The sequence below is a fragment of the Nocardioides coralli genome, from assembly GCF_019880385.1.
GTDB lineage: Bacteria > Actinomycetota > Actinomycetes > Propionibacteriales > Nocardioidaceae > Nocardioides > Nocardioides coralli.
The window spans coordinates 1977905-1992387 of record NZ_CP082273.1 but is presented as its reverse complement, the minus strand read 5'-3'; the positions used below and the strand labels follow the sequence as shown (position 1 = coordinate 1992387).

Below are 14483 nucleotides of genomic sequence, written 5' to 3'. Positions count from 1 at the left end.
CCACACCGGCGTGGGCGGCTCCCGGATCTGTCGGATGGCTTCCCTAGACTTGTACGGATACCGTCCAACCTCGAGCGAAGGGAGTCCCCGTGGTTGATGTCATCGCCCGGCGTGGGTCCCACGCCAGTCCATTGCGCTACCCAGGCGGCAAGGCGACGCTCGCTGGCTTCTTCGAGTCGACGATCAAGGCGCTCGGCCTTGACAAGCCGACCTACATCGAGCCGTACGCCGGAGGTGCGGGGGCGGGCCTTGAACTCCTACTCAAGGATGTCGTCGGAATGGTCGTGATCAACGATCTTGACCCCGCGATCCACGCCTGCTGGAAGGCGATGGTGAAGGACTCCGATGAGTTCCTCCGTCTCCTGAAGCGCACTCCGCTGACGATCGAGGAGTGGAAGAACCAACGCGAGATCTACCGTCGCCGGCACGATGCCGATGTCGACCCGCTCGCCCTGGGCTTCGCCACCTTCTACCTCAACCGCACGAGCCGCTCCGGAGTCCTTGGGGCCGGAGTGATCGGTGGGTTCGCTCAGGCGGGCTCGTACAAGATCGACGCCCGCTTCGACAAGGACGTGCTTCGAGGCCGGATCGAGAAACTGGCTGAACTGAGCGGCAAGATTCGCGTCACCAAGCAAGACGGCGCAGCGCGGCTGCGCGAATACCTACCCAAGGAAAACGTCTTCGCATACGTCGATCCGCCCTACGTCGAGAAGGGCAGCTCGCTCTACATGAGCGCGTTCAAGGAGGACGACCACCGAGAGTTGGCGAAGGTTCTGAACGGCCACGCCAACATGAACTGGGTGCTGACCTACGACATCGCCGACCTCATCAAGAGCCTGTACAAGGCGAGGGAGGTGTCGGAGTTCCGGCTCCTTTACTCCGCCCACCTGCGAGGCACGAAAGACGAGCTCAAGCGGACCTCAGCCAGCGAGCTGATTGTGCTGTCGAACCCGGTCGCCGACGCCCTGATGTGAGGCTCAGTGCGAGCCGGCAAACGGCCCGGTCTGGCGAATCTGACTGCGGGTCGGCAGCCCTAGCGACTGCTGGACCAGCGCGCGAAGCACAGACTGCCCAACACCGAGCGGCAACGACGCAGCCGAGTGCGCCAGCGCCACCGGGATGACCGCATTCTCATAGAGCCGGGTCTGCACATGATCGAGCACCTCACAGACCGGCCGAAGCGTCGGGTAACTCGACCAGAGCTCACCATCTGGGTCTCCATACGGAGTGACGCCGGGCTTCGGAGGAACCGTGAACACGAGAATGCCGCCGCTCTTCGTGCGGTAGATGAACCGGCGCCCGTAGAACTCGGGTCTGCTGCACGATCAGGTGACAGGTTGGGTCACGCAGCCTGAGTGGCTGGTGCGGTCATGATGGTCTCGTACTCGATGGGGGTCAATCGGCCGAGGGCGTCTTGGCGCCGTCGGCGGTGGTAGGTGCGTTCGATCCAGGTCACGATCGCGATCCGCAGCTCCTCGCGGGTCTCCCAGGATCGCCGGTTCAAGACGTTCTTTTGCAGCAGGCTGAAGAAGCTCTCCATGGCGGCGTTGTCACCGGCCGCGCCGACACGGCCCATCGATCCGACCAGGGCGTGCCGCTTCAACGCACGTTGGGCCTTGCGGCTGCGGAACTGGCTGCCCCGGTCGGAGTGAACGATGCAGCCGGCCACCTGACCGCGCCGAGCCACAGCCGACTCGATGGCGCTGACCGCGATCCTTGACTTCATCCGGTCACTGATCGAGTAGCCCACGATCCGGTTGGAGTAGACGTCCTTGACCGCGCACAGGTAGAGCTTGCCCTCGCCGGTGCGGTGCTCGGTGATGTCGGTGAGCCACAACCGGTTCGGCGCATCCGCGCTGAACGCACGCCGGACGAGGTCGTCGTGGACCGGCGGACCGGGCTTCTTGCCCTTCCCGCGGGCGTTCTTCTTCCCAAACGAGCTCCACCAGCCGTTCTCAGAGCAGATCCGCCACGCGGTCCGTTCCGCCATCGCCTCGCCGGCGTCGCGGGCCTCGTCGAGCAGGAACCGGTAGCCGAACTCAGGATCGTCGCGGTGCGCGTCGAACAACGCGTTGGCCCGGTAGGCCTCCTTGAGCTCAGCTGGGGTGACCGGCTGCGCCAACCAGCGGTAGTAAGGCTGACGGGCCAGCCCGAGCACCCGGCACGTCACCGTCACAGGCACCCGGATCGGGGCGTCCTTGTCGGCCAGCTCGCGGACGAGCGGGTACATCATTTTCCCGGCAGGTGAGCCTGCGACAGGTACGCGGCCGCCCGCCGCAACACCTCGTTCTCCTGCTCAAGTAGCCGGTTGCGTCGCCGCAGCTCACGCAGCTCGGCGGCCTGGTCGGAGCTCACGCCCGATTGGCTGCCCTCCTCGACATCGGCGGCACGCAGCCAGTTCCGCAGACACGACTCCCCGATCCCGAAGTCATCGGCGATCTGCTTCAACGGCGTCTTCGGATCACGGCCCCGAGCAACCCGCACGACATCGTCGCGGAACTCCCTGGGATACGGCTTCGGCACAGTGCACATCCTTCCAGCGACACCTCGCGGCGCCACAGATCAGATGTCACCTATCCATGCAGCAGACCCCTCGTCTGACCCGTACGGATTGTTGGCGGGCCGACCCGTGATCCTGTTGATGTACTCGGTCGTCAAGAGCATGACGCTTCCGGGCTCGATCAGGTGGGAGATGAGCTGAGCATGCTCAACGAATGTCCCGGACTTCTCGACGCCCACCACGAGGGGTGCGGCGGGACGGTTGTTCGCGGCACACTGCTTGGCGAACTCGGCCAGGTAATCCTGGAAGCGTCGCTTCAGCGGCGCGACGGTGCCGTGGAGTCCGAGCGGGCCATCCGTGATGAACAGCGTCTTGCTGAGCACGTCGTAACTGTGGGGGTCCTCGAAGAGCAACTGCATGTAGCCCAGCGATGTCAGCCTCTCTGCCACCAGCATCATGCGTGTCAACGAGCTACGGTTCGACCCCTCTGGCATGTACTCCTCTTCTGTGCGGAGCACGTCGCCAAGGTAGACCTTCTGGCCGCACTCCGGGCAGTTGGTGGCGTCCTTCGGGACGTCGATCCTTCCACCGGAGAGTTGCGCGTCGCTGGCCTTGCACACCGGGCACCGTCGAAGCGGAGCCGTGGTCGCTGGGGCACTTGGTGAGCCGTGGAGAGCCAGCAGCATGTCGGCGAGAGTCTGATCCGATGCCTGGTCGAACTTCGTTTCGCGCAGGAAGCGGTCGAGTTCCTGCCGCCATGTGTCCACGCCGGTCGAGCCCGGGATGACGAGGCCGGAGCCGGGCAGGGCGCGGTCAAAGGCCGCGTGCTGATGCGACTCCCGCAGCAGATGTGGGTCAACGAAGTCGCCCGCACCGGCCTGGTGCAGCTTGTCGAAGTCGATGAAGGAAGCGGCGACCCGGACGTACCCGACCTTGACGGTGGGGTGTTCGCGCGTAGCCTCGACCTCGGCGTCGGAGCCATCGACCGTTATGGCGAACCGGACGGCGTCTGAGACCCCAACGTTTTCGAGACCCTCGACTGGACGACACAGCGAAGTCACCCGGTTCTCGTCGGCAGGGGTTGCTTGAGCGACGTCCCAGCGCGAGAAGGCGTCTTGAACGGCTTGACTGTTGACGACGGGGACGTGTCCGAGCCGCGAGGCTCGCTCGGAGGGATACGGCACGTTACTTGACCTCGACTGCCGGGAGGCCCGCTGCGGCACGGGCGGCGTTGATCATCGCGTGGTCGAACTTGGCCACCTGCACCGGCACGATGTACTTGCCGGAGTAGGTCTTCATCCGGACGAATCCCTGGTCCTCCACGCGGCGGATGCTCTCAGCCCAGGTCTTGAAGTCGTAATAGTGCGACAGCTCGCGCGTCTCGTTGTCCGAGTTCAGGTGAGCGACGAGCCAGTTCGACGTGTTCGACAAGATCCGCTGGTCGACGCTGGAGACCTCCTGCGTCGCATACACGAGGCCGATCTGGTACTTCGCGGCCTCCTTGGACAGGCGAACCCAGGGGTTGCCGGCGACGTCCTTCGCGCCTCGCTCGAAGAGGTTGTGGGCCTCCTCCACGACGATCTGGAAGGGCACGGCATCCTGACCCGAACGGAATCGCTCGTTCGCGCGGGAGAGCAGGAAGTTCACCATGTTCTCGGAGATCGTTTTCGAGACGTCGCCAGTCCCGTGGGCAAGGTCAACGATCGCCAAGCGGCCGGCCTGCATGTCGTCCCAGACCTGCTCCTCAACACGCTGCGTTGCGCTTGTTGAGTGGAACTCTCGGAGCTGGCGGATCGCGGCCTTGCCGCTGGCGCGGTTGTTGAAGTCGGCGATGAACTTGAACGGAGTGTCGCCGCCAGTCGACCGCTGGTTCCAGGTTCCGTCGTTCGCCATATGAAGCATGACGCGCTTCGCCGCTTCGGGTGTGGTTGCGCGGTAGTTGCGACCTGCCTTCACCACGAGCCCCGGGTTCGCGGTGTTGAAGGCCTGATAGAGGGGATCGGTCCAACCGAACTCAAGTCCGCCAGCCGCGAACGACGGTGCGGAGATGCCGCACTCAACCAGCAGCCCGTACATGCCGAGGACCGCCTTGGTCCAGGTGACCCAGTCGCCGGGGTCAGCGACGCGATCAGGCTCGGTCCAGTTGATCGAAGTGAAGGTCTTGACGTAGGCGTACGACCCGAACTGGTCGTTGACCACCGAGTTGACGAAGTCGACGACGGCCTCGAAGTTCGCTGGGTCAAAAAAGTTCATCGCGAGCGGAAGCACCTGCGGGTCGGAACTATTTGCACCCAGCCGGTAGATGCGCACGCGGCTCTCGTCACCCAAGAGCCGCAATCCCGTCTGATCCTGCTCGTTGACGTTCGCGTACTCGCCCTGCGGGTCGAAAATGAGTTGCCCCACCAGTGTCCCCGAGTTCGCTGCCTGGGTTGCAATCGCTGTCACGAGAGTCTTGATCGTGTTGGACTTGCCCGTGCGGGTCATGCCGAAGACTGCGGTCTTGCGCGAGACGAAGTCGCCGATGTGCACGTGAACCGCAGCGTTGTCGGTGCCGGACTCGCGTGCACGCCGACGTGTCGATGCGAACCGGACTGCGCCGAGGGTGAGGAGGTCATTGCCGTCGGGCTCCGGGTAGGAGGCGATCCACGAGAGAACCTCCGGCGAGGGCAGGAAGACCTGGTAGCGGGCCGAAGAGACCACGTTGTCGATGTCGGAGCCGAACTGGATCTTTGTCTCGTTGCGGTCGACATAGAACGTGCCGATGACATCGCAGTCGAAGGCAGACTGCTGGAGTTCGTTCCGTGTGAGTTCGTCGGTCACTTCGTCGAAGCCCTTGCCCGAGTCCCCTGCGTCGCGCACTACGGCAAGTCGCGTCTGGACGAGGTCTGCTTCGTTCGGGAGGTTCGCAGTGCCACTCACGCGGAGAAGAATCAGCTCCTGGTCGTCGAGGGCAAACCCCTCAGCGTTCTGCACGCCGGCGGCCGCGAGCAGGAAGGCTCCATGCGGGACGCCGCCGGCTTGGGTCTTGCGCCAGTCGTCGGTCAGAACCACCGCTTGGGAGTAGTCGAGGCGGAAGATGCCGCCGACAGCCTTGCAGCCGGAGTTGACCAGGGTTGCCAGCGGTGTGGAGGCGCGCGAGGACTCCAAGATTGTGGAACTGATACTCATGGTTCCAACCCTAGGGGTGGGGTCCGACAGAATCGGGGAGCGGGACATCGCGCCTCCTTGTGGGCGATGGCGGTGGTCAAGCGACCTTGGCGTAGGGGTGTGACTTCACGAAGCGGCCGATACGGCGCCACGGGTTCGGCAGGAGCATCTGCTCGAACAGGTGCGGGTCGACGCCGTAGTAGTCGTAGACGCCGCCGCTGCGGAACTGGACCCTCATGGTTCGGGTGGACGGCTCGTAGCCGACGGCCCGAACGTTGGTCGAGGTTGCGGGGTGCATTGTCATGGTGAAGTCCTTCTGTGTGCCTGGGGTGCTCGGCGGGGACGGGTTAGCGGCGCGGGAGCCGTTAACCCGCCCGGTCGCCTACTTCTCGTTGCGGACGCCCTTGTGCTGCTGGGGGCTGCCGTTCATGATTCGGCCGGTCGACGTGTCGCGCTTGAACCAGGTCTGGCCGACCTTGAACTCGCTGCGCCCCTTGACCGCACCGACGCGGTGGCCGCGTCCGGTGTTCTTCGCCATGTGCTTCTCACCTCGATTCCGAAAGCCGCCCGACCGTCGTGACGTCCTCTCAGTCAGTAGTCGAGGTTGCGGGGGATCGAGTTAGCGGCACTCCTCGCAGAGGCCGTTCGCGTCGAGAAGATGGGGCAGGTACTGCATAAAGCAGGAGCCGGCGCAGAGGACCTCGGATGCGATCTGTTTCTGGCACTGACAGTTGCCGCAGATCGGGCAGTATCCCTTGCCGCAGGTGGAGCATGGCCAACCCCGGAACTTGCGCAGTTCGCCGCAGCAGTAGACCTCCAGCTCGGGGCGCTGGTCGTAGTCGCGCTTGTCGGCCGGATGGAACTGTTCGGCCTGCCACAGGTCATCGGCGGAGAGGATCGCGATCGTCCTGCGCGAGTCAGCTACGGCGTCGAGGTAGAAGTCGGCGCGATCACCCCAAGGCATCGTCCAGAAGGATCGCTCACGGAGGGTGCGGCCAGCGCGGAGGCTTCGGAGCGGGTGTCCCGAAGGAAGCGTTTGGCCGGGCCACGGATAGACCTTGGGCCAGCCGAGCTCGTCATCTGGCCGAATGCTCGCGTAGAGGACGGGTCTGCTGCACGATCAGGTGACAGGTTGGGTCACGCAGCCTGAGTGGCTGGTGCGGTCATGATGGTCTCGTACTCGATGGGGGTCAATCGGCCGAGGGCGTCTTGGCGCCGTCGGCGGTGGTAGGTGCGTTCGATCCAGGTCACGATCGCGATCCGCAGCTCCTCGCGGGTCTCCCAGGATCGCCGGTTCAAGACGTTCTTTTGCAGCAGGCTGAAGAAGCTCTCCATGGCGGCGTTGTCACCGGCCGCGCCGACACGGCCCATCGATCCGACCAGGGCGTGCCGCTTCAACGCACGTTGGGCCTTGCGGCTGCGGAACTGGCTGCCCCGGTCGGAGTGAACGATGCAGCCGGCCACCTGACCGCGCCGAGCCACAGCCGACTCGATGGCGCTGACCGCGATCCTTGACTTCATCCGGTCACTGATCGAGTAGCCCACGATCCGGTTGGAGTAGACGTCCTTGACCGCGCACAGGTAGAGCTTGCCCTCGCCGGTGCGGTGCTCGGTGATGTCGGTGAGCCACAACCGGTTCGGCGCATCCGCGCTGAACGCACGCCGGACGAGGTCGTCGTGGACCGGCGGACCGGGCTTCTTGCCCTTCCCGCGGGCGTTCTTCTTCCCAAACGAGCTCCACCAGCCGTTCTCAGAGCAGATCCGCCACGCGGTCCGTTCCGCCATCGCCTCGCCGGCGTCGCGGGCCTCGTCGAGCAGGAACCGGTAGCCGAACTCAGGATCGTCGCGGTGCGCGTCGAACAACGCGTTGGCCCGGTAGGCCTCCTTGAGCTCAGCTGGGGTGACCGGCTGCGCCAACCAGCGGTAGTAAGGCTGACGGGCCAGCCCGAGCACCCGGCACGTCACCGTCACAGGCACCCGGATCGGGGCGTCCTTGTCGGCCAGCTCGCGGACGAGCGGGTACATCATTTTCCCGGCAGGTGAGCCTGCGACAGGTACGCGGCCGCCCGCCGCAACACCTCGTTCTCCTGCTCAAGTAGCCGGTTGCGTCGCCGCAGCTCACGCAGCTCGGCGGCCTGGTCGGAGCTCACGCCCGATTGGCTGCCCTCCTCGACATCGGCGGCACGCAGCCAGTTCCGCAGACACGACTCCCCGATCCCGAAGTCATCGGCGATCTGCTTCAACGGCGTCTTCGGATCACGGCCCCGAGCAACCCGCACGACATCGTCGCGGAACTCCCTGGGATACGGCTTCGGCACAGTGCACATCCTTCCAGCGACACCTCGCGGCGCCACAGATCAGATGTCACCTATCCATGCAGCAGACCCGACTTCATCCTCGCGGTGTCTGATGACCAGGACGGCGCCCATGTTGGGCAGTCGGTCCTTCAGGGCGATCACGCATGCGTGGATGCTGGCGTTGGTGGCGTCATACAGGTCGGTGACGTGCTTCGCTTCGACAACCGTGGAGGGGACCACACTCGCGAGTCGGCTGTCGGGGAGGAGAAGCAGGCGGGCGATTTGGTCGCACACAGACTCAAGGAGTTTGGCGGCGTCGTCCAGGTCAGCGAGCCTGTCGTAGACGTCGTCGGCCTGGTCGACCAGCCAGTGTCCAAGCTCGTGGGCGAGCGTGAAGTTCTCACGACGGTTCCCTGTTGTTCGGTAGAGGATGACGCCGTCGCTGAGGTAGGAGACTCCGTCGCAGACCCCGCCGTCGGCCCGGGAGTCGTCGAGGTGACCGACTGCCCGGACCGTCAGGTTCAGGTCGTGTCGAAGGGTGCCGAGAGGATCGTCTGCGAAATGAGTGGCGATGTCGTCCGCGAGCCCTGCGAGGGCGATCGCGGCGCAGTCGTCAACGATCCTCGTCACTTCGTGACTCCAGTGCTTCGACCAGCGCTTCGAGCGATGCGAGCATCTGTTCTTCGCTCGGGTGGCTACCTCGGAAGACGGATGTGGCGAGTTGGGATTCCAGTGCCGAGGCCCCGAGGCTCAACGTGGTGCCGCGAAGTCGCGCCCAGCGTTCGGCCAACGACTTGAAGGCCGGCGACGCGGTCACCGACTTGAACGCCTGGTGGGTGGGCGAATCGCCACGGTCCACCGTCAGCTTGTCTGCCGCCGTCCCGGTGATTTCGGCAATCGCCTGGATGAGAGCTGGGGGCACGATGGCGTCGCTTCGGGTCTGCCAGTTGAAGACATCGCGGTTCGCGACTTCCCACCCGCGGTTCGAGAGTTTCTCGGCGAGGTCACTCGTCTTTAGCCCCGCCCCTTTCATCGCCTGCTTCAGGGCTGCGCCATCCAACGAATGGGCACTGTCTGGCACCAGTCCAAGTATGGCTGCCACGGGGTCCTGCTCCAGCGGCGGTGCGCCGTGAGCTTCCTCCCAGAGCAGATCGGCGATGTCGAGCAGTTCGACCGCTTCGCGTGCCGTGGTGGGGTCAACGTTCTCTCGGGAGTGCTTGATGCCGGCGATGTGGTAGTCGACTAGCTTGGAAAGTTCTTCCTCCCAGCGGTCATCCGTCATGGTGTCACTCCCTCCTTCTCTAGGACTTCCTTCAGTTGCTTCAGTGCCTTGGTTGCCATCTGGCTGACCCGTGCGGGGGAGACGCCGAGCTCTGCGGCGACCTCGTCGCGCGGGCGTTCCTTGGCGACGTACTCCCACACGACCTGACGGTGACGGGCGTCGAGGATCGACAGTTTGTCCCAGGCCGCGGCGGCGTTTCGCTGCCGGTCGACGGCCTCGGCTATGTCGACTTCGAGGCTTCCGGGCAAGGTGGCGTCTTGGTCGAGCAACTCGACCCCGGATGAATGCTTGACCTCAGCGGACTTCATGAGGTCCAGGGCACGCCGTGCGGTCGTCTTCACCATCATGGCTTCCCAGTTCTTCACATTTCGTGGCGGCTTCCTCATCAGCGACTCCATCGCTGCCATGACGACGTCACCCGCCTCGGCCTCCCGGCCGGCACCCCGCAGGGTGCGCGCGGCGACCCTGTACATCGCCTCGCGATGCTTCTGATACAGGGCCGCCCAATCTGGTGGCGGAACTTCGGTCACGTCTCCCACTCCTCTGAACCTACCGGCGACCGCCGTCGGTATCAGGTAGTCGAGGTAGAGGCGTGGCGAGTTAGTGAGCCGACGTTTGAGGCGACGGCGTGAACTCGATCCCCGGGTTGAGAGAGATGTCGAGCCGGTCAGCCGACCGGGCCGGATTGCGCTGACCCTTCAAGAGGCGGCGAAGGGCGCGTTCCAAGAGGTTCGGGGGAGTGCGACGGTACGAGATGTCCATGTTGCCCTCACATCCCGTGTGCGGGGCGCACAGCGCCCTGCGGGGCGGTCGTCCGGGTCGGGGCGAGCGCTTCTGTGCCGCGATCCGCGGTGAGGGTCTTGGATGCCTCCCATTCGCGTGGGTGCATGCCGCTCTGGACGGCGGCGGCGACGAGGTTGGCGAGCGCGTAGGGCTTGTCCTGGGGCACCTGGTCCAGGGCGCACCACGCCAGCGCGCCGTGGCCGCTCAGCCAGCTCGCGAACCCGAGCAGCGACGCCGGGGCGGCGCGGACCTCGTCCGGCGCCCGCTTGGTCATGTCGGTCCACAGCGCGACGTGAGAGCCGGCGTTGCCCCGGTTCATGTCGAGCCAGAGCCGGTCTCGGGTCGGGGTGGACTCGATGGCGACGAGGAGGCGGGCTGCGTCGGCGTCGGAGAGCCGGATGCCGTCGCGCTGGAACCGCTGCATCCGGGCGAGCGCCCAGTGGCCCTCCGCCTTGGCCGTGCTCTCCCGGGCAGCCGCACGAGTCTCCGGGAGCAACGCTGCTACTGGCTCGCGGTCGGCGACAAGCGACTCGGCCAGCGACTCACGGCTCGCGGCCGGCTGGGCGCGTCCGCTGAGCACGGTGGCCGCTGCGACGGTCTCGCGGGCCACGTCGGTGAGCAGCCCCATATCGCCGGTGTCGAGGTCGGCCCACCGGGTCTCGTCGGCCCAGAGCAGGATCGGCGTACCGATGCCGATGGTCCCGAGCCGGGCGGCGAAGTCCTGGCCGACGACGTGGGCCTGCTCCCGGTCGGCGCTGAGACAGACGATGGCGACGTTCGAGTCGGGCTGGGCATAGCGGCGGAACGCGTCGCTGATGGAGTGCCAGACGCCGTCGCGGTCGCGGGCGGTGGTCGGGATGTCAACACGGGCGACGGGGAGGTCGGATCGCAATGGGAGGAGCACGATCGACGCTTCGGGTTGGAAGCCAAGCAGGTGCGGGATGGCCGCGACCAGCTCGTCGGGGGAGTGTATGGGGAGCTTCATGCCCTTCAGGTGTGCTGGCCGCGACGCCGCCGGGAGTCGCGTACGGACCTGTCCTTGCGCGCGTTTGCGATCGTCTGAGCCTGCTGTGCGCGGGGCGCGGTTTGGGCGCGCTTTGCTTCGCAAAGGCCCGCAACCGGCCCCTGGCGCCAGCAACGCCTGAAGTCGGCATCGTTGCAGGTTAGCGGCCACATTTGGCCGCCGATCGCAGTGCAGCGCACAGATCCGCAGTCCCGCGTAACGTCGCCGGTGTGTTCCCGATGACTTCACATGTTGAGGTTGTGGCGTTGTTGTCGAAAGGCAGCTGAGCCTTGGCGGGTCTCATGCTGAGCAGCAGCAAACGGGGACTGTTCGGGCGAGAACGCTCCGAGAGTAGATGTCGTAGTACTCACTGAGTGACCCATGCTGACCTGCGCAAAACGTCGAGGACTTTCGACCATTTGTGCCACACGCTTGGTAACGAACGACGGTCTGGCGACTGCGACGAGTTCATTCGTCAGGGGGGTCGAGTCCGGCGCGGTGTCAAGGGCCGGTAGGTGTCGAGCGCGAGCGGGGAAGACGCTCATGACGATGTTCGGTCGGTCGAGCGTTGTGTGTGCGCCGTGGCCGACCCGGGGGACGCGCGTGACAAGTCGTCCGGCGGGCGGCCCGTCGTGTGTCGAAACTCCCTCGGGGACAGCCCGGTCCATCGCTTGAACGCATGTGAGAAGTTGCTGAGATCGCTGTACGCGAGATCCGCGGCCACTTGGCTGATCGTTGTGGTCGGGTCGAGCAGGCGTGCGATCGCCTGTTCGCGCAGCCAGGACTCGCGGACGTCACGGAAGGTCGTGCCCTCCTCGGCGAGTCTTCTCTTCAGGGTGCTGGTCGAGACCGAGAGCTTGTCAGCAACGCGGGCGCTGTGAGCCTGTCCGGGGTCGTCCTCGAGCAGGAGCCGCACGCGCTCTGCGAAGGAGATCGTGCCGTGGCGCCGCTTCAGCGCTGAGCGGAGGTCCGCGATCGCGACGCGGTAGGCAACAGGGTCCGCGAAGCGGCACACCTCCTCGAGCGCGTCCTGAGGGACCTGCACGTACGAGGTGGGCGCGTCGAAGACCACGCGCCCACCTCGAGACTGCTCCCACTCCGCCGCAGACGCCGGCGCTGGCCACTCCAGGTACAGCGTGACCGAGGGCAGGGCCCCTGCGAGCAGGTCCAGCAGGCGCAGCACCGTGGACCCGCCATAGGCAACGACGAGGCAGTCCAAGTCCGGGTCGCGGGTGTGTCCGGTGAGCCCAATGCTGAGTCCGTGTTCGCTCGGGTGGAACTGGGGGTGCAGGGCGGTGGAGATCAAGGGCAGAAAGGCGAGCAGTTCAACGATTTCTGCGACCGAGCCTGCGCTCACCAGCGGCACGCTCAACGGCCCGAAGGAGGTCAGTTGGGAGTGCTCGGCAAAGGCGAAACCCAACTGGGTCGCCTCGGCAGTGTCCAGGTCCGGGTACACCTCGCGGAACCAGCGCACTGGTGCCTGCTGGTCCCGGGCGAGAAGTGCGGTCTCGTCGGTCCCTTCCCGCGCCATCACCGTGCGGAACCGGGCGGCAGCTTCACGGTCGATTACGGAGCTGTTGAGCATCTGCGTGAAGGCGAGAGGCGGGACGCCGGGTTCGTCCACACGCATCGAATGCATCCCTTGAGCCGAAATCACAACATTCTGACTGAGGTGACCATAGCCACACGCTCCCCAGGGTCACAAGACTTTTCATCACGTTTTCGATCGTGAGGAGTCAAGCCAATGGGTGTAGTCACCTTTGTTTCCTACGACGGCGTGAAACATGAGGCGCCGGTGGACGAGGGCCGGTCGCTCATGCAGGTCGCGGTCGACAACATGGTGCCGGGCATCGACGGTGACTGTGGGGGAGAGGCCGCGTGCGGCACCTGTCACGTGATCGTCGACCCGCAGTGGTCTGAGGTGGTGGGTCTCTCCGGTCCCGTCGAGGAGGAGATGCTGTCGATGAATCCTGAGCGGCAGCCGACCTCCCGGCTGTCTTGCCAGATGGCGGTGTCGCAGGAGTGGGACGGCCTGGTCGTTCAGCTGCCCGAGTTCCAGATGTGATCGAAAGGAGAAGTGGATCGATGATCATGAACATTGCGGACACGCTGAGCGAGAAGGTCCAGTCGACCCTCCCGATGGAGCTGCAGATCCGGGGCGCCCATCTCTACGACAAGACTCGTCGTTGGGTGACCGGGACGAACGGGCAGAAGATCTTCGTCGAGACCCCGATCCCGCCGGTGGACGAGGTCGAGCTGACCGACATCGACCTGAGCAACCCGTTCCTGTACCGCCAGGGGCGGTGGCAGTCGTACTTCGAGCGTGTGCGCAACGAAGCGCCCGTGCACTACCAGCCCCACAGCCCGTTCGGCCCGTTCTGGTCGGTCACTCGGCACGCCGACATCATCGCGGTTGACAAGAATCACGAGGTCTTCTCTGCCGAGCCTTTCATCATCATCGGCCAACCACCCCGGTTCATGGACGTCGCGATGTTCATCGCCATGGACCCCCCGAAGCACGACGAGCAGCGGGCCGCCGTTCAAGGGGTCGTCGCGCCGAAGAACCTTCGCGAGATGGAAGGTCTCATCCGTTCGCGGGTCCAGGAGGTGCTGGACGAGCTCCCGACCGGTGAGCCGTTCAACTGGGTCGACCGGGTGTCCATCGAGCTCACGGCGCGGATGCTCGCGACGCTGCTGGACTTCCCCTACGACCAACGACGCAAGCTGACCGAGTGGTCCGACCTCGCCACCGCGATGGAACAGGCCAACGGCGGACCCTCCGACAACGACGAGATCTTCCGCGGCTTCGTCGACGCGGCGCGAGGCCTCAGTACGCACTGGCACGACAAGGCGGCTCGGCTCGCGGCCGGCGAGGAGCCCGGTTTCGACCTGATCACCATGTTGCAGAGCAACGAGGACACCAAGGACCTGATCGACCGCCCGATGGAGTTCCTGGGCAACTTGATCCTGCTGATCGTCGGAGGCAACGACACCACCCGCAACTCGATGAGTGGCGGTGTGCTGGCCCTCAACCAGTTCCCCGACCAGTTCGAGAAGCTCAAGGCGAATCCGGACCTGATCCCGAACATGGTCTCGGAGATCATTCGTTGGCAGACGCCGCTTGCGTACATGCGCCGGGTCGCGAAGAAGGACACCGTGCTGAATGGGCAGTTCATCCGCGAGGGGGACAAGGTGGTCATGTGGTACGCATCGGGGAACCGGGACGAGCGTGTCTTCGAACGACCTGACGAGTTGATCATCGACCGCAAGAACGCGCGCAACCACATCTCCTTCGGGTTCGGGGTGCACCGGTGCATGGGCAACCGGCTGGCCGAGCTCCAGCTGAGGATTCTTTGGGAGGAGCTGCTTCCTCGGTTCGAGGACATCGAGGTCGTCGGCGAGCCGGAGTACGTCCAGTCCAACTTCGTCAGGGGTATCAGCAAGCTCATGGTGCGCCTGACCCCGAAGCAG

14 protein-coding genes and 1 pseudogene are annotated in these 14483 nt (G+C 65.2%); 3 read left to right on the top strand and 12 right to left on the bottom strand.

Translation table 11 applies throughout. The features are described from left to right. Window positions 1-89: 89 nt before the first annotated feature. Entirely contained in the window at window positions 90-974 is an 885-nt protein-coding gene (locus tag K6T13_RS09750; RefSeq protein ID WP_222894395.1) for a DNA adenine methylase, read from the top strand. Window positions 975-1342: 368 nt separating this feature from the next. Here K6T13_RS09750 and K6T13_RS09745 read toward each other — a convergent pair. From K6T13_RS09745 to K6T13_RS09690, 12 genes are all read right to left on the bottom strand, one after another. Next, window positions 1343-2523 (bottom strand): IS3 family transposase gene (locus K6T13_RS09745; RefSeq protein ID WP_222894389.1). Its coding sequence is split into 2 segments (ribosomal slippage): window positions 1343-2236 and window positions 2239-2523, totalling 1179 coding nucleotides; the frame shifts between segments, so codons are not numbered across the junction. Between the two features lie 39 nt (window positions 2524-2562). After that, window positions 2563-3684 carry a hypothetical protein gene (locus K6T13_RS09740; protein WP_222894394.1) on the bottom strand — a complete coding sequence of 374 codons (1122 nt, stop codon included), beginning with the start codon at window positions 3682-3684 and terminating at the stop codon, window positions 2563-2565. A 1-nt stretch (window position 3685) separates the two neighbouring features. Further along, window positions 3686-5668, bottom strand: a complete 1983-nt coding sequence (locus K6T13_RS09735) for a helicase HerA domain-containing protein (protein ID WP_222894393.1) — start codon at window positions 5666-5668, stop codon at window positions 3686-3688. 76 nt (window positions 5669-5744) lie between these two features. Then, window positions 5745-5945 (bottom strand): KTSC domain-containing protein, encoded by a 201-nt coding sequence (locus tag K6T13_RS09730; RefSeq protein WP_283247960.1) that lies wholly within the window; start codon window positions 5943-5945, stop codon window positions 5745-5747. Window positions 5946-6029: 84 nt separating this feature from the next. Then, the gene (locus K6T13_RS09725) at window positions 6030-6185 is read right to left on the bottom strand and encodes a hypothetical protein (RefSeq protein ID WP_222894391.1); all 156 of its coding nucleotides are present in this window, start codon (window positions 6183-6185) and stop codon (window positions 6030-6032) included. A gap of 81 nt (window positions 6186-6266) precedes the next feature. After that, a complete protein-coding gene (locus K6T13_RS09720) occupies window positions 6267-6611 on the bottom strand; it encodes a hypothetical protein (RefSeq protein ID WP_222894390.1) in 345 nt (114 codons plus the stop codon). A 173-nt stretch (window positions 6612-6784) separates the two neighbouring features. Continuing rightward, window positions 6785-7965 (bottom strand): IS3 family transposase gene (locus K6T13_RS09715; protein WP_222894389.1). Its coding sequence is split into 2 segments (ribosomal slippage): window positions 6785-7678 and window positions 7681-7965, totalling 1179 coding nucleotides; the frame shifts between segments, so codons are not numbered across the junction. A gap of 39 nt (window positions 7966-8004) precedes the next feature. Next, a complete protein-coding gene (locus K6T13_RS09710; protein WP_222894388.1) occupies window positions 8005-8574 on the bottom strand; it encodes an ImmA/IrrE family metallo-endopeptidase in 570 nt (189 codons plus the stop codon). Continuing rightward, complete coding sequence (locus K6T13_RS09705) at window positions 8558-9226, bottom strand: hypothetical protein (protein WP_222894387.1); 669 nt, start codon at window positions 9224-9226, stop codon at window positions 8558-8560. Before K6T13_RS09705 ends, K6T13_RS09710 begins: the two co-directional genes overlap by 17 nt. Beyond that, complete coding sequence (locus K6T13_RS09700) at window positions 9223-9756, bottom strand: RNA polymerase sigma factor (RefSeq protein ID WP_222894386.1); 534 nt, start codon at window positions 9754-9756, stop codon at window positions 9223-9225. Before K6T13_RS09700 ends, K6T13_RS09705 begins: the two co-directional genes overlap by 4 nt. A gap of 239 nt (window positions 9757-9995) precedes the next feature. Then, window positions 9996-10994, bottom strand: a complete 999-nt coding sequence (locus tag K6T13_RS09695) for a DUF4192 domain-containing protein (RefSeq protein ID WP_222894385.1) — start codon at window positions 10992-10994, stop codon at window positions 9996-9998. Window positions 10995-11553: 559 nt separating this feature from the next. Further along, window positions 11554-12642: a helix-turn-helix domain-containing protein gene (locus K6T13_RS09690; RefSeq protein ID WP_222894384.1), complete on the bottom strand. Its 1089-nt coding sequence runs from the start codon at window positions 12640-12642 to the stop codon at window positions 11554-11556. Window positions 12643-12756: 114 nt separating this feature from the next. On the opposite strand from K6T13_RS09690, the gene K6T13_RS09685 reads away from it, so the two are divergent. Both K6T13_RS09685 and K6T13_RS09680 read left to right on the top strand, forming a co-directional pair. Further along, window positions 12757-13077, top strand: a complete 321-nt coding sequence (locus K6T13_RS09685) for a 2Fe-2S iron-sulfur cluster-binding protein (protein WP_222894383.1) — start codon at window positions 12757-12759, stop codon at window positions 13075-13077. Window positions 13078-13103: 26 nt separating this feature from the next. Then, a pseudogene (locus K6T13_RS09680) lies at window positions 13104-14477 on the top strand (cytochrome P450); the annotation flags it as partial. Between the last annotated feature and the right edge of the window lie 6 nt (window positions 14478-14483).